Source organism: Bacillus sp. BS3(2021) (genome assembly GCF_021043345.1).
Classification (GTDB): Bacteria; Bacillota; Bacilli; order Bacillales; family Bacillaceae; genus Bacillus; species Bacillus paralicheniformis.
Genome location: NZ_JAJNDM010000004.1, coordinates 192169 through 207361, shown reverse-complemented (window position 1 = coordinate 207361; position 15193 = coordinate 192169). Strand labels below are relative to the sequence as shown.

The following is a 15193-nucleotide window of genomic DNA, read 5'->3' as shown; positions in this document are numbered from 1 at the left end:
ACCTCCCTTATTCATCCTCAGGATATTCAATCGTTTTTGACCTGACTACTTTATCGTTGATCGTTACTTGATAATACCCTTTTTGCCCGGGCGCAATCCTGAATTTGATCGTCCGCTCTGCCGGCGCCGTGATTTTAAAATTTTCATAGACGTCGGAAATGCTGTGTTCTTCATCATCGATCGAAATTTGGACGTTTTGTTCTTCGCCCTCCGCTCCCGGTTCATAAGGGATATCAATTTTCTCGGTCACCGTTTTGACGGGTTTTTTCTCAGGTCCGAGCGAAAACGTAACCTCGACTTTGTCTCCCGGCTTGACGGATGCCCCCGCCCCCGGCTTTTGTTTGATGACCTGACCTTCCGGCACATCTTCAGAATGCGCCTCCTTTTCGACAAGGACAAGCTGATGGTCGTCCAAATAGCCCGAAGCCGCCTGTTTGCTGTATGTTTTTAAATCCCTTAAAGTAATGGCTTCCGGACCGAGGCTGACCGTTAATTTGATCTCGTCGTCGGCGGCAACGATTTCGGTGCCGGCTGCGGGGTCCTGTTCGATGATGGTGCCTGCTTCTTCTTCATGGTGCACTTCTTCTGTCTTGATGTTTTTAAAGCCCTTTTGCTCGAGAAGCTTTTTGGCGGCGTCGACTTTCTGGCCGACCACATCTTCCACTTCTGTTTTCTCTTTGCCTGAGCTTTTATAAAGCTTGACAGTTGAGCCTTCCTTTACGATATCGCCGGCTGCAGGGTCCGTTTTCACGATCAGCCCTTCTTCAATTTTATCGTCGGCAATGTCTTCAGCATTCGGATCCACTTCAAACCCTTCGTCTTCAAGCTTGATGACGGCTTCTTCATACTCAAGGCCTGCTACATCGGGAACGGCTACATCTTTTGGAATAAAGAGCGACGGAAACACCGTCAAAGCCAAGACGGCTGACACAACGAGAACGAAAAACACCGTCAGCAATATAAGCGGCCATTTCTTTCTTTTTTTCTTCTTGTTTGCTTTTGCCTGCTTCTTCTTTTCTTTCTTTGATAACGGAGCCGCTTCCGCTTCTCCGTCGCCGGACTTGTCGCCGCTCTCGTCTTCCGGCAGGTTTTTGATGATCGGAACAGCTTTCGTCATCTCATCATCAGCTGGAATCGTGAATCGCTTTTCGTTGAGCCTGTCCGGGTCGAAAGCCGTTTTTAAATCGGATTCCATCTCTTCGGCCGCTTCATAGCGGTGGAATGGATCTTTTGCCATCGCTTTCAGGACGATGTTTTCTATGCTTTGCGGCACAGCCGGGTTCCACCTTTTCACCGACGGCGTTTCTGATTGCAGATGCTTCAGCGCGATGCTGACCGCCGATTCTCCTTCAAACGGCATACGCGCCGTCAGCAGCTCGAAAAGCACGATGCCGAGCGAGTAGATATCGGATTTTTTCGTAGACAATCCGCCTCTCGCCTGTTCGGGCGACAAATAATGGACAGAGCCCAAAACCGAGTTGGTGTGCGTGATGGTCGTCGAACTGAGCGCCATGGCGATGCCGAAATCGGTCACTTTAATGTGGCCCATATGGTCGATCAAAATGTTGTGGGGCTTAATATCCCGGTGAACAATCTGGTTATCATGGGCGTGTGCGATGGCGGATACGATCTGCTCCATGATTTGGACCGCTTCTTTTGGATGAAGCGGGCCTGTTCGGTTTATGTATTCTTTCAGGGTCATCCCCTCGACATACTCCATCACGATATAATAGATGTCATCTTCTTCTCCGACATCATAAATGCTGACGATATTCGGGTGGTCGAGGCTTGCAGCGGACTGCGCTTCCCTTCTGAACCGCCTGATAAAATCGGCATCGTGAACGAAGTCAAACCGCAGCACTTTTATCGCGACTTCACGGTCGAGGATGATGTCCAGCGCTAAATAAACGTTCGCCATCCCCCCGCCGCCGATGGCGCGCAGGATTTCGTAACGTCCGCTGATCCGTCTGCCGATTAACACTTGTCTTCACCTTCTTCTATTTGAGAAGGAAGTTCCAATAGCGCGACGGTGATATTGTCCTCGCCGCCGTTGTCATTGGCCAGCTGAACGAGCTGTTCCGCTTTCTCCTCCGCAGAAGAAAGAGCTGTAAGCATATCCTTCAGTGACTCATCGTCTACTTTATTCGTCAGCCCGTCAGAGCATAATAGAACTTGATCGCCCGGTTCGATTTCAAAAGTATGGGCTTCAACCTTCACTTCCGGATCAGTGCCAAGCGCTTTTGTCAGCACGTTCTTCCGCGGATGGTGTTCGGCATCTTCCTTCGAAATCCCCCCTGTCCGCACGAGTTCATTGACAAGCGAGTGATCTTCCGTCAGCTGTATGAAATGGCCGCCTTGCAGGAGATAGCAGCGGCTGTCTCCGATATGGGCGACTGTCAGCGTTTTTCCCGTGTATAAAGCGCAGACGACCGTTGTTCCCATTCCCTGGCACTCTTCATGCGCCCTCGCATGGTCGAAAAGTTTTTGGTTGACGGCTGAAATCTGCTCTTTCAGCCAAGCTTCGCATTCAGCCGGCGAAGCCGGGACTTCTTCGGTTTCCTCCCAGATATCCCGAAGGGCTGAGACGGCCATCCTGCTGGCAACGTCGCCGGCCAGATGACCTCCCATTCCATCGCAGACAACAGCGAAAACCAGTCCGTTTTTTTCTGTGAAAATGCCGGCATCGTCTTCATTGTGCTGGCGTATTTTTCCCCTGTCCGTTTTTAAGGCTGTTTTCAACCTTGATTCACCTCGTCTCTTCCTGGCGCTCCTTTGCACGAAGCTGTCCGCAGGCAGCGTCAATATCATGGCCTTGCTCTCTTCTGATCGTGACATTTACTCCATGAGACTTTAATGTTTTTTCAAAGGCGAAAATCTGTTCTTTCGGTGTTCTGACATAGTCTCGTTCAGGTACATAGTTGACCGGAATCAAGTTGACGTGGCATTTGATTCCTTTTAGCAATTCAGCCAGCTCTTCCGCGTGTTCAACCTGATCGTTAACACCGCCGAAAAGCCCGTATTCAAACGTAACCCTTCTGCCGGTTTTCTTAATGTAGTAATCGACCGCTTTCATCAGCTCCGGCAGCTTGTAGGCTCTGTTGATCGGCATCAGCCGGCTTCTGATCTCAGTGTTCGGGGCGTGCAGAGAAATCGCAAAGTTGATCTGCAGCTTCTCGTCTGCAAACTCATAGATTTTCGGAATGATCCCGCTCGTTGATACGGTGATATGGCGCGCCCCGATATTCAGCCCTTTATCATGGTTGACGATTTTCAGGAATGCAAGCATTTCCTGAAAATTATCGAACGGCTCGCCGATTCCCATAATGACGATGGAACTGACGCGTTCATCTGTTTCATCAAGCGCCTGCTGCACTTTGACAACCTGGGCGACGATCTCTCCGGCTTCCAGGTTCCGCTTTAAGCCGCCGAGGGTCGACGCGCAAAACGTACAGCCGATTCGGCAGCCCACCTGTGTCGTTACACAAACAGAATTGCCATATTCGTGCCGCATTAATACGGTTTCGATCGTGTAGCCGTCATGAAGCTCAAATAAAAACTTCATCGTTCCATCTTGTGAAGTCTGCTTGACGGCCGTTTTCAGCGTCGTTAATACGAAATGTTCGTTCAGCTTTGTCCGCAGCTCTTTTGAAAGGTTTGTCATCTTTTCAAATGACGTGACTCTCTTTTCGTAAAGCCATTCGAATATTTGCGCGGCGCGGAAAGGTTTTTCGCCGTTTTCCGAAAGCCAGCTTTTCAGTTCTTCTATTTCAAAAGAATAGATGGACGGTCTTTCTGTCCGCAATTCTTTTCTTACTTTTTGTTTCGATTCCATTATTGTGATCCCTTCTTTCTCATGCTGCAAATAAAGAAGCCGTCCGTTCCGAAGTAGTGGGGAAGGATTTGAATGCTTCCATCCTTGACATACGGCGCCGCTTTTTCGGGCAGCCGCTCGGCGAGGGTGGGGTCTGCTTCAAATTCATCGTGTTCTTTCAAAAAAGCATGCATGACTTGTTCATTTTCGGTCGGGTCCATTGTGCATGTGCTGTAGACCAATGTCCCGTCTGTTTTCAATAAAGGTGCGATTTCGTTTAAAATCGCCAGCTGAATCCCAGCGAGACGCGCGCTGTCTTCGGGCGTTTTGCTGTATTTGAGATCCGGTTTTCTGCGGATGACACCGAAGCCCGAACACGGAGCGTCGACGAGAATCCGGTCAAACTGCTCCGGTTCGAAGGCTTCGCCGGCTTTTCTGGCATCCAGCGCCCTTGCTTCAATGTTGGAAAGCCCGATCCGGCCTGCCGCTTCTTTGATCAGCTTTACTTTATGCTGATGAAGGTCAAGGGAAATGATCTTTCCCGTATCTTCGAGCAGTTCGCCGATATGAGTGGATTTTCCTCCCGGCGCTGCGCAGGCGTCCAGCACCGTTTCTCCCCGCTCAGGACCGAGGGCTCGCGCTACCAGCATTGAGCTTTCATCTTGTATGGTGACTTCGCCTTCTTTGAAAAAAGGAGTGGACGCAATCGTTCCTTTTTGCAGTTTGACAGCGTCTTCGGACAAGTCGCCTTCTTCCGCCTCAATCCCCGCTTCATTCAGGCGGGAAAGAAGCGTATCCCGGTCGTGTTTCAGCCTGTTGACGCGGATCGTCTGCTTCGGCGGGATCATGTGAATCCGGCAGATTTGTTCTGCCGCTTCGAACCCGTAGGCATCGGTCCATTCCCTGACAAGCCATTCCGGATGGCTTGTCTCAACCGCAAGGCGTTCAACCGGGTCGGCAATATCAGCAAAAGAAGGCACGCCTTCTCTCTGAACAGAGCGCAGAACGCCGTTAACAAATGAAGAAATTCCTTTATGCCCGCGTTTTTTAGCGATTTCAACAGCTTCAAAAAGGGCGGCCCGGTCAGGGATTTTCTCCAGGTATTCCATCTGGTACAGCGACATTCTCAACAGATGGATGACCCAGTCTTTCACTTTTTCCGGTTTTTTAATAAACGGCTTCAGCATATAATCGAGCGCCAGCTTGTTTTGAAGGGTGCCGTAAACGAGTTCTGTCAAAAGGCCTCTGTCTTTGTCGCTTAAATCGTTCGCTTTCATGACAGACTGAAGCAAAAGATTGCTGTATGCCTGATTCTGGTCAAGCTTAATCAGTGCATCAAGCGCGACTTCCCTCACATTATTTTTCATCGCTATGACCCAATTTCATTCCGGCTTGAAGACCCGCTCCCCTGACAAAATCTTCGGCCTTCATTCTTTTTTTGCCCGCAGGCTGCACTTCCGTTAATTTTAACGCGGTGCCATTTCCGGTAGCGACGACAATGCCGTCTTTTTCAACGGAGACGATTTCTCCCGGCTCTGCCTGTTTTAAGGCTTCGCATTTTTTCGCAGCCCATACTTTCAGCGTCTGGCCGCTTAAAACCGTGTATGCGACAGGCCAAGGATTCAAGCCCCTGACTTGGTTGTACAGGACTTCGCCGGGCTTTGACCAGTCGATCAGTTCCTGTTCGCGTTTAATGTTCGGCGCATATGTCGCTTCCCGTTCATCCTGTTTTTCAGGGGTTGCCGAACCGTCAATGACCTTCGGAACCGTTTCGGAAAGAAGCTCAGCCCCGGCCTTGCTCAGCTTGTCGTGGAGCGTGCCGACATTATCGGTTTCTTCGATGTCAACTTCGACTTTGGCAAGCATATCGCCTGCATCCAATTTTTCGACCATGTACATGATCGTCACGCCCGTTTTCTCTTTGCCTTCCAGAATGGCGTAATGGATCGGAGCTCCTCCGCGCAGCTCGGGCAGAAGAGAGGCATGGACATTGATACAGCCGTATTTCGGATAATCGAGGAGCTTTTTCGGCAGGATCTGCCCGAATGCCGCGGTTACAATTAGATCGGGTTCAAGCGCCAAAATCCTGTCCGTCTCCGCATCTTCCCTCACTTTTTCAGGCTGGAGCACGGGAATGCCGCGGCGCAGCGCTTCCTCCTTGACAGGCGGAGGGGTCATCACTTTTTTTCTGCCTTTCGGGCGGTCAGGCTGGGTGACGACACCCACCACCTCATAGCCGTCATCAATCAATGTGCTGAGCACCGGGACGGAAAAATCCGGCGTTCCCATAAAAACGATCCTTGTCATCCAATCATCCTTCCATTTCCTCAAGTTCTTCCGCATCATAATAGCGCGTAACTTTTGATGTGAATAAAATACCGTCCAAATGGTCGATTTCATGCAGCAGCGCCCGCGCCAAAAAGCCTTCAGCTTCAATCGTGAACGGTTTTCCGCGGCGGTCGAACGCCTTGACCTTTACATAATCCGAACGCTTCACTTCACCGTATAGATCGGGAAAGCTCAAACAGCCTTCAGGGCCCGTCTGTTCGCCGCTCTCTTCGATGACCTCCGGGTTGACCAGTTCAATTCTGCCCGTGTCATCGCCGATATCGACGACTGCCGCTCTTTTTAAAACGCCGATTTGCGGGGCGGCAAGCCCGACTCCGTCCAGCTCAAGCATCGTATCATACATATTGTCGAGCAGTTTCTTTAATGATTTATCAAAAGACGCAACGGGTTCGGCAGGGGTTTCAAGAACCTCCGCCGGATACGTTACGATCGGTTTTACTGCCAATCTAGAAGCCCTCCATCACACTGTTATTTTTACATCATCATATATGGATTCATGTCGATCGAAATCATCAATTGCTTTTGTTCAATATCTCGTTTGTAATGATCCATAATGTTTTTAAGCAACGATGTAAGCTGGTTTTCCTGTTTGTATTTTATCACGCATTGATAGCGATATCTATCTTTGATCCTGGCGATCGGCGATGCGACTGGGCCGAGAATCTTCGCCTCGCTTGAAATGTTCTTTTTTAAATAGTTGGCGATTTTTTCAGTCACGAGCGCCGCCTTCGTCACTTCTTCGTGCGATACGCTGACGAGCGCCAAATAATAATAGGGAGGATAGGCCTGTTCCCTTCTGTGCAGCATCTCCTGCCGGAAGAACGTTTCATAATCGTGCGTTTTCGTGAGCTGAATGCTGTAATGGGACGGGGTGTACGTCTGAATGATCACCTTGCCCGGCTTTTCGTGGCGCCCCGCTCTTCCGCTCACCTGTGTCATCAGCTGGAACGTTTTTTCAGCGGCTCTGAAATCGGGGATGTGCAGCATCGTATCCGCGCTCAAAACACCGACGAGCGTGACGTTTTCAAAATCGAGCCCTTTGGCGATCATCTGTGTTCCGAGCAGAATATCGGCTTCACCTTTGCCAAAGGATGTGAGCAGCTTTTCATGCGCTCCTTTTCTCGAGGTTGTATCGACGTCCATGCGGATCACCCTTGCAGCCGGCAGTACCTTCGTCAATTCTTCTTCGACCCGCTGTGTGCCTGTGCCAAAGTAGCGGATATGCTCGCTTCCGCATTCGGGGCAGCTTGACGGCATGCCGGTTTCATAGCCGCAGTAATGGCACTTCAGACGCTGTCCATACCTGTGGTACGTCAACGAGATTTCGCAATGAGGGCACTGGATGACATATCCGCAGTCCCTGCACATGACAAATGAGGAATATCCCCTTTTGTTTAAAAACAGAACGGCCTGCTCTCCTTTTTCAAGGGTTTCCTCAAGTCCGGCCATTAAGTCTTTGGAAAACATCGAGCGGTTTCCGCTGCGCAGTTCCTCCCTCATATCGACGAGAGACACGTCAGGCATGACTTGGTGATTGACGCGGTGCTTGAGGGAAAGAAGCTTGTACACGCCTTTTTTCGCCCTTGCGAACGATTCGAGCGTCGGCGTCGCACTGCCGAGGACGACCGGACAGCGGTGGTATTCGGCCCTTTGAATCGCCGCTTCTTTCGCATGGTATCTCGGCATCTCTTCCTGCTTGTACGATGTTTCGTGCTCTTCATCGATAATAATCATGCCGAGATTTTCAAACGGCGCGAAAATCGCCGAGCGCGCACCGACGACAAGCCGGACTTCTTTGCGGTGGATTTTCCGCCATTCATCATATTTTTCTCCTGTTGAAAGCCCGCTGTGCAGGACGGCTACCTGTGAGCCAAAGCGGCCTTTAAAGCGGTTGACCATCTGCGGCGTCAGCGAAATTTCCGGAACGAGAACGATCGCTTCTTTGCCGGCTTCCAGCACCTTTTCGATCGATTGCAGATAGACTTCCGTTTTTCCGCTTCCGGTCACTCCGTGAAGAAGAAACACATCGTGCCGCTTGTCTTCGATCGCCTCTGCTATCGCCTCATAGGCCTGCGCCTGCTCTTCAGTCAGCGGAAGCGGTTCGGTTTTTTTGAACATTCTGTCCTGATAAGGATCCCTGTAAACCTCCTCTTCGCTTTCCTTTAACAGCCCCTTGTCGATCAGCGCTTTTACGGACGCGGAAGAGCCTCCCGTTTTGCCGATCAGCTCTTTTGCCGGAACAGCACCGGATTCTTTGCGGTCGATGAAAAACTGAAGGACCGCTTTTTGTTTGACAGCTTGCGGGGAGAGGCCGTCAAGCGCTTCTTTTAAATGTTCTTTCGCACAAAGGGGAGCGATCATTCTCCGCGTTTTTTTGTTTGTTTTCTGCTTTACTTTATAGGCCACTTCAAGGTTGCCCTCTTGAACCTGGCGCTGAATCAGCTTTAATGTCCCATGGTCATCTATATCGGAATAAGAAAGTGTTTCTTTTTGCAAAAACAGGGTTTTAAGCGGTTCGGGAAGCGGCTTATCACCGATCACCTTGATTTCTTTGCCGTATTTTGCTTTCATAGCCGCGGGGAGCATCGCCTGAAGAGCCGTAATTTTAAAAGAAAGTGTTTTTTCTGTCAGCCAATCTGACAGCTCAAGCAGCTCCTCCGTCAAAACGGGCGTCAGATCAAGGATATCCTCGATATCCTTAACCGAACGGCCGGCGAGCTCAGACGATTCTTTCACGCCGGTGACAAATCCCTGAATTTTGCGGGCGCCGAACGGAACAATCACGCGCATCCCTTTTTTAATCATCCCTTTGAATTTGTCGGGAATGCGGTAGTCAAACGGTCTGTCGATATTTTTGGTTGTAACATCGACGATCACTTCAGCGAAATTCATGAGGACGTTCCGCTCCGGCCGGCAAGCTCAGCGGCTTCCTTCAAGACTTCGGCGGCAACCTCCCGTTTTGACATCAGAGGGTGCGCCGTCTTTTTGCCGTCTCGGTGAAACACCGTCACGATGTTGGTTTCCGTTCCAAAACCGGCGCCTTCGGCCGTGATATTGTTGGCGACAATCAGATCGAGATTTTTTTTCTCCAGCTTTTGTTTGGCATAGTCTTCGACGTGCTGCGTTTCAGCTGCAAAGCCGACCAAGACTTGCTTTGTTTTCCGTTCTCCCAGCGCTTTTAAAATATCCTTCGTCCGCTCAAGCTCAATGACGAGACCGCCGTCCTTTTTCTTCATTTTTTGATCGTGAATATGCTTTGGCCTGTAATCAGCGACAGCTGCCGTTTTGATGACGATGTCGCTCTCATCGAAAACAGATAAAGCCGCTTGATACATATCTTCTGCAGACTGAACATGAATAACGTCAACTCCTGCGGGATCATCAAGCGATGTCGGGCCGGCAATCAGCGTTACGCACGCTCCCATTTTTGCCGCTTCCTCAGCGAAAGCATAGCCCATTTTCCCTGTCGAACGGTTGGAGAAAAAGCGGACGGGATCGATTTGTTCTCTTGTCGGGCCCGCTGTAATTAAGACACGCTTTCCTTCAAGCAAACCGCTGTTTTCGTTTAAAAAATACGACTCGGCCAACTGGACGATCCGTTCGGGCTCTTCAAGTCTGCCTTTGCCGATATAGCCGCACGCAAGGTAGCCTTCACTCGGCTCGATAAACCGGCAGCCGTCTTTGTAAAGAACGCTGATGTTCCGCTGAACGGCCGGGTGGTCGTACATATGGACGTTCATGGCCGGAGCGATCCAAACCGGCGCAGTCGTCGCTAAAAGCGTCGTCGTCAGCATGTCATCGGCAATGCCTGAAGCGAGTTTTCCGATCACATTGGCCGTTGCCGGAGCAACGATCACAAGATCAGCCCAATCCGCGGCATCGATATGGGCGATGACACGGGGATTCGGTTCTTCAAACGTGTTGGTATATACTTCATTGCGCGAAAGCGCTTGAAAGGTGAGCGGAGACACAAATTCACAGGCGGATTTTGTCATGATGACTTTCACATTGGCTCCTGCCTGTACGAGCTTGCTCGTCAAGGCGGCCGCTTTGTATACTGCGATTCCTCCGCTTACTCCCAGCAGGATGTTGCGATTTTTCAGCATCGTTTTTTCTCCCCCTTATGTTCTGTTCGCCGGCCTGAAAAAAATAACAACCTAGTGTATAGGTTGCTATTTTTAAGGCTATTAGCGATTTTCCTTTTCGAATGTAAGCAGTCCGGCATCAATTTCTTCCAGCGCTTTGCCTACAAATTTATGCGACTTCGGATTTTCGATCTGCGCGTCTTTGTTGATCTGCATTTCGCGGGCGCGTCGGGCCGATACGGTAACGAGCGTGTATTTTGAATCCAGTTTATTCATTAAAGAGTCAATTGACGGATCTAGCATAATTATTCAACCTCCAGCATTTTCTTATATCTTGGAGCAACGCGGTCGCGCCGTAAATGTTCGGCGAGAACGATTGCTTTGATTCTTTCGCACGCAAGCTCAATGCTGTCATTTTCGACAACATAATCGTAGGCGTCCATCAGTTCGATTTCTTCCTTCGCCGCTTTCATCCGGTTTTCGATCAGGGCTTCTGTTTCTGTCCCTCTTGTGACAATCCGGTTTTTCAATTCGGCGAGACTCGGAGGCGCCAAAAAGATAAACAGGCCTTCAGGAAATGCCTTTCTGACTTGCAGCGCACCTTGGACTTCAATTTCGAGAAAAACGTCCCTGCCGCTTTCAAGGGTCTGTTCGACGTAGTCAACGGGTGTTCCGTAATAGTTGCCGACATATTCGGCCCATTCGAGCAGCTTGTTGTTCTCGATCATCTCTTCGAACTCTTCGCGCGTCTTAAAAAAGTAGTCGACACCGTCTCTTTCGCCTTGCCGCGGTTTTCTTGTCGTCACCGAAATCGAATATTCAAATTTTGTGTCCTCCTGAGCAAACAGCGCCTGCCTGACTGTTCCTTTTCCGACGCCGGAAGGGCCGGAGAGAACGATTAATAAACCTCTTTCTTTCATAAAGCTCTTATCCCTGCCCTTCATCCATAATTTCTTCTTTAACGGAAAGCCTTTGTGCTACTGTCTCAGGCTGGACGGCAGATAAGATGATATGGTCACTGTCCATAATGACAACCGCACGGGTTCTTCTTCCATATGTAGCATCTATAAGCATGCCGCGGTCTCTGGCATCCTGGATCATCCGCTTAATAGGCGCGGACTCCGGACTCACAATCGAGATCAGCCGATTCGCGGATATGATATTACCAAAGCCGATATTGATCAGTTTAATCGTCATCCTATACGTTCCCCCTGTACTTGGACGTCTCTAGTTTAACCTGCAGAGAACATCCGTAAACAATACGCACAATCGCTATTCTATATTTTGCACTTGTTCTTTTATTTTTTCAATAGAGCTTTTCATTTCGACCACATGTTTTGTGATCTGGTGATCATTCGCTTTTGAACCGATCGTGTTCGCTTCACGGTTCAGCTCCTGGACGAGGAAGTCGAGCTTTCTCCCCGCGGCCCCACCCGCTTCGCAAATATCGCGGAACTGGCGGAAATGGCTTTTCAGCCTCGTCACTTCTTCCGTGATATCCGATCGGTCTGCAAACAGTGCGACTTCCGTCAGCAGACGGCTTTCATCGAGACCGTCTGTTGACCATTCTTCAAGGCGCGCCTCAAGGCGTTCCCGATAGTGGCCGACGACCTTGGGAGCAAGCTCTGCAATGTCGTCTGTCAGCTTTTCAAGCCTTTCAATATGCTGAAGGCAGTCATCCTTCAGCCTCAGCCCTTCTGCTTCGCGCATGCTGCATAATTCAAGAACGGCAGCCTCGACCGCTTCAAGAAGGACTTCTTCAAGCTTGTCGTTTTGGATCGTCTCTTCTTCAACTTGGATGACATGGTCAAACTGAAAGGCGTCTTGAAGCGTGATCTCTCCAGAAAGCCGGCAGCGCTCTTTCATTTCGCGCGCGGCTTTCTGGTACTCCTCAAGCAGCGGCCAGTCAACCTGGATTTTCCGGGTGACCAGAGCCTCGTCGTCAACGGACACGAACAGCTCCAGCCGCCCCCTTTGTATATGTTTAAAAATCGTTTGCTTTATTTTGTCTTCTAAATAGAGCAAAGGTCTTGGCATGCGTGCGTTTACTTCTTTAAACCGATAGTTGACAGATTTCAGCTCAACAGCTGCTGTCAGCCCATCCTTCGTTTTGCTCGCGCTGCCGAAACCGGTCATACTCCGTATCATAAAACACACCCAATTCCGTATAAGTGAAAAAGACTTCTTTGATTTAAATTTACGCAAGATGAAAAGGCAATAGAAACCTCTATTACCTTTAAGATTATATCATACAAGCCTATTTTTTTCTTGTCAAAAGTGACCCGGCCAATAAAAAAGTTGGAATCGCCGACATTCCGACAATCAGGAGCCAGTCTGCCATTAAAATCGGAACCGTATGGAAAATCGGCTGCAGCGGCGGATAATAAATAACGACAAGCATTAAAAGAATCGAAGACAATACTGCGCCGAGCAAATAAATGTTTTCAAACGGATTGCGGTCAAAGATAGACCGCTCGCTCCGGCAGTCGAACACATGGATCAGCTGTGCAAGGACGAGCGTTGCAAAAGCGACCGTCTGAGCATACTCAAGCGCTTCCGGGTTGCGATTGTAAATGAACATAAACGCCCCGAGTGTGGCAATTCCGATTAAAAAGCCGCGCGATACGACCTTCCAGCCGAGCCCCCTTGCAAACACGCCTTCTTTCGGACTTCGCGGCTTCCTCTGCATCACATCGTCTTCAGGCTGATCCATGCCGAGCGCCATGGCAGGCAGGCCGTCCGTCACAAGGTTGACCCATAGAATCTGTATCGGAACAAGCGGCAGCGGCAGAGCGAGCAGCATCGCAAACAGCATGACCAAAATTTCGCCGACATTGGATGCGAGCAAATATCTGATGAACTTTCTAATATTTTCATAGATATTGCGTCCTTCCTTGATGGCCGATTTAATCGTCGCAAAATTATCATCGACAAGAATGAGCGATGATGCCTCCTTGGCAACATCCGTTCCCGTAATCCCCATCGAAATGCCAATATCCGCCTGTTTAATCGCAGGGGCATCATTGACTCCGTCTCCAGTCATGGCGACGATGTGGCCGTTTTCCTGGTAGGCGGTCACGATCTTCAGCTTATGTTCGGGCGACACCCTTGCAAACACGTAAACATCGTCAACAATTTCCGCCAATTCTTCCTGCGAGAGCTCGTTCAGCATCTGGCCGTCCACGACCTTTCCGCGCGGCGGCAATAACCCGAGATCTTTTGCGATGGCTGTTGCCGTTATCACATGATCGCCGGTGATCATCACTGTTTTGATCCCCGCTTCCCGGCACTCTTTAATCGCTGTTTTCACTTCGGGCCGCGGCGGATCGATCATCCCTAACAGCCCGATGAAAGTTAAGCCTGACTCCGCTTTTTCGAGCGAGAGATTTTCTGTTTCTTTGATCGGTTTATACGCGACAGCAATCGTCCTCAGCGCTTGGGACGCAAGCGTTTCCAGCGCCGCGCTTGTTTCGGCGAGTCTTGCCTTTGTGAAGATTTCGCGCTTTTCGTCCGTCAGCGTATGCGACGAACGCTTCATCAATACATCAGGCGCGCCCTTTGTGATGACAAAGCGCTTGCCGCTCTTATCTTCCGCAATGACAGACATCATTTTCCGCGTCGAATCAAACGGAAACTCCTCGATGATTTTAAAATGTTCGTCAACATATCTGTCCGTAAAACCCGCTTTTCGTGCTGCCGTCAGCAAAGCGCCTTCGGTGGGATCGCCGTCAAGACGAAACTCCCCGTCTTTTTCGATAATCGAAGATGAATTGCATAATGCGCCGAACAGAAGGACCTGTTGGAGCGGTTTATGATGCCTGGCTTGCACGTCGCGCCCGTTCATGGTGAAGGAGCCTTCGGGTTCGTAGCCGATCCCTGACACGTTCCACGTTTTCCCGCCTGACCAGACATGGGTGACCGTCATTTTGTTCTGCGTCATCGTCCCGGTTTTATCGGAGCAAATTATGGACGCGCAGCCGAGCGTCTCAACCGCGGGGAGCTTTCTGACGATCGACTTTTGCCTGATCATCCGCTGTACGCCGAGAGACAGAGCGACCGTGACAATGGCCGGCAGCCCTTCAGGTATGGCAGCGACGGCAAGGGAAACGCCCGCTAAAAACATGCTGTATAGGTCATGCCCCTGGATGACTCCGGCAGCAACGACAAGCAGCGTCAGGAACAAAGCGGCGACAATCAAAATTTTGCCGAGCTCTTCAAGCCTTCTTTGCAGCGGGGTCGCCGTATTCCCGGCAGATTCGAGCATATCGGCGATTTTTCCCATCGCAGAGTTCATTCCCGTGCCGATAACGACGCCGGTGCCGCTCCCCCTTGTGACCAACGTTCCCATGAAAGCCATATTCTTCAGATCGCCCAGCGATACGTCGGACGCCTGAAAAGCTTCTGCCTGTTTAGACACGGGAAGCGATTCACCCGTAAGAGCCGATTCTTCTATTTCAAGGCTCTTTGTCTCGACAAGCCTGAGATCGGCGCCGATTCTGTCTCCGCTTGCAAAACGGACAACATCTCCCGGAACGAGCTCTTTGGAAGGGATCTTTACCCATTCCCCCTCCCGGAGCACAGCCACTTGAGGAGCCGACAGTTCCTTCAAAGCCTCGAGCGATCTTTCCGCTCGTCTCTCCTGAAAGAAGCCGAGAATGCCGTTTACAAAGATGATCGCAATGATCGCGATGGCGTCAATATACTCCCCGAGGAAACCAGAGATCAACGTGGCCGCAAGCAAAACAAGAACCATGAAGTCCTTGAATTGAGAAAAAAACAGTGCGATCGCCGATGTTTTTTCCCCTTCCTGAAGTTCGTTTGTTCCGTGTCTTTCCAGCCGCTTTTCGGCCTCTTTTTCTGTTAAACCTTTGCCGATGGACGTTTTTGTTATGTTTAACAATTCGGTTTGTCCCATCTCGTGCCATTTCATTGAATCGTCCACTCCTCC

General features: G+C 50.2%; 13 protein-coding genes. All 13 read right to left on the bottom strand.

All coding sequences use genetic code 11. The features are described 5' to 3' along the window. Positions 1-7: 7 nt before the first annotated feature. The 13 genes from pknB to LQ247_RS11015 all read right to left on the bottom strand — a co-directional run bounded on the left by pknB (position 8) and on the right by LQ247_RS11015 (position 15175). A complete protein-coding gene (pknB, locus tag LQ247_RS11075; protein WP_023857224.1) occupies positions 8-1981 on the bottom strand; it encodes a Stk1 family PASTA domain-containing Ser/Thr kinase in 1974 nt (657 codons plus the stop codon). After that, entirely contained in the window at positions 1975-2739 is a 765-nt protein-coding gene (locus LQ247_RS11070) for a Stp1/IreP family PP2C-type Ser/Thr phosphatase (RefSeq protein WP_195258059.1), read from the bottom strand. The genes pknB and LQ247_RS11070 overlap by 7 nt, the downstream gene beginning before the upstream one ends. A gap of 7 nt (positions 2740-2746) precedes the next feature. After that, positions 2747-3832: a 23S rRNA (adenine(2503)-C(2))-methyltransferase RlmN gene (gene rlmN, locus LQ247_RS11065; RefSeq protein ID WP_020451350.1), complete on the bottom strand. Its 1086-nt coding sequence runs from the start codon at positions 3830-3832 to the stop codon at positions 2747-2749. Further along, positions 3832-5178, bottom strand: a complete 1347-nt coding sequence (gene rsmB / locus LQ247_RS11060) for a 16S rRNA (cytosine(967)-C(5))-methyltransferase RsmB (protein ID WP_020451349.1) — start codon at positions 5176-5178, stop codon at positions 3832-3834. Before rsmB ends, rlmN begins: the two co-directional genes overlap by 1 nt. After that, on the bottom strand, positions 5168-6118 hold the full coding sequence (gene fmt, locus LQ247_RS11055) for a methionyl-tRNA formyltransferase (RefSeq protein WP_020451348.1): 951 nt from the start codon (positions 6116-6118) through the stop codon (positions 5168-5170). The genes rsmB and fmt overlap by 11 nt, the downstream gene beginning before the upstream one ends. Before the next feature lie 4 nt (positions 6119-6122). Next, entirely contained in the window at positions 6123-6605 is a 483-nt protein-coding gene (gene def / locus LQ247_RS11050) for a peptide deformylase (RefSeq protein ID WP_020451347.1), read from the bottom strand. A gap of 29 nt (positions 6606-6634) precedes the next feature. Further along, positions 6635-9052, bottom strand: coding sequence for a primosomal protein N' (gene priA, locus LQ247_RS11045; protein ID WP_146873476.1), 2418 nt, complete (start codon positions 9050-9052; stop codon positions 6635-6637). Next, a complete protein-coding gene (gene coaBC, locus LQ247_RS11040; RefSeq protein ID WP_020451345.1) occupies positions 9049-10266 on the bottom strand; it encodes a bifunctional phosphopantothenoylcysteine decarboxylase/phosphopantothenate--cysteine ligase CoaBC in 1218 nt (405 codons plus the stop codon). Before coaBC ends, priA begins: the two co-directional genes overlap by 4 nt. Before the next feature lie 81 nt (positions 10267-10347). Beyond that, positions 10348-10548 carry a DNA-directed RNA polymerase subunit omega gene (rpoZ, locus tag LQ247_RS11035; RefSeq protein WP_020451344.1) on the bottom strand — a complete coding sequence of 67 codons (201 nt, stop codon included), beginning with the start codon at positions 10546-10548 and terminating at the stop codon, positions 10348-10350. A gap of 2 nt (positions 10549-10550) precedes the next feature. Continuing rightward, positions 10551-11165 carry a guanylate kinase gene (gmk, locus tag LQ247_RS11030; protein WP_003181659.1) on the bottom strand — a complete coding sequence of 205 codons (615 nt, stop codon included), beginning with the start codon at positions 11163-11165 and terminating at the stop codon, positions 10551-10553. 7 nt (positions 11166-11172) lie between these two features. After that, positions 11173-11442, bottom strand: a complete 270-nt coding sequence (remA, locus tag LQ247_RS11025; protein WP_003181657.1) for an extracellular matrix/biofilm regulator RemA — start codon at positions 11440-11442, stop codon at positions 11173-11175. Positions 11443-11517: 75 nt separating this feature from the next. After that, on the bottom strand, positions 11518-12393 hold the full coding sequence (locus tag LQ247_RS11020) for a YicC/YloC family endoribonuclease (RefSeq protein WP_020451343.1): 876 nt from the start codon (positions 12391-12393) through the stop codon (positions 11518-11520). A gap of 109 nt (positions 12394-12502) precedes the next feature. Next, positions 12503-15175, bottom strand: coding sequence for a calcium-translocating P-type ATPase, SERCA-type (locus LQ247_RS11015; protein WP_020451342.1), 2673 nt, complete (start codon positions 15173-15175; stop codon positions 12503-12505). Positions 15176-15193: the final 18 nt, after the last annotated feature.

Coding starts and splice junctions, on each gene's coding strand:
- coaBC (WP_020451345.1), bottom strand. CDS start 10,266: ATGCTGAAAAATCGCAACATCCTGCTGGGAGTAAGCGGAGGAATCGCA.
- LQ247_RS11020 (WP_020451343.1), bottom strand. CDS start 12,393: ATGATACGGAGTATGACCGGTTTCGGCAGCGCGAGCAAAACGAAGGAT.
- gmk (WP_003181659.1), bottom strand. CDS start 11,165: ATGAAAGAAAGAGGTTTATTAATCGTTCTCTCCGGCCCTTCCGGCGTC.
- rlmN (WP_020451350.1), bottom strand. CDS start 3,832: ATGGAATCGAAACAAAAAGTAAGAAAAGAATTGCGGACAGAAAGACCG.
- LQ247_RS11015 (WP_020451342.1), bottom strand. CDS start 15,175: ATGAAATGGCACGAGATGGGACAAACCGAATTGTTAAACATAACAAAA.
- rpoZ (WP_020451344.1), bottom strand. CDS start 10,548: ATGCTAGATCCGTCAATTGACTCTTTAATGAATAAACTGGATTCAAAA.
- priA (WP_146873476.1), bottom strand. CDS start 9,052: ATGAATTTCGCTGAAGTGATCGTCGATGTTACAACCAAAAATATCGAC.
- rsmB (WP_020451349.1), bottom strand. CDS start 5,178: ATGAAAAATAATGTGAGGGAAGTCGCGCTTGATGCACTGATTAAGCTT.
- remA (WP_003181657.1), bottom strand. CDS start 11,442: ATGACGATTAAACTGATCAATATCGGCTTTGGTAATATCATATCCGCG.
- fmt (WP_020451348.1), bottom strand. CDS start 6,118: ATGACAAGGATCGTTTTTATGGGAACGCCGGATTTTTCCGTCCCGGTG.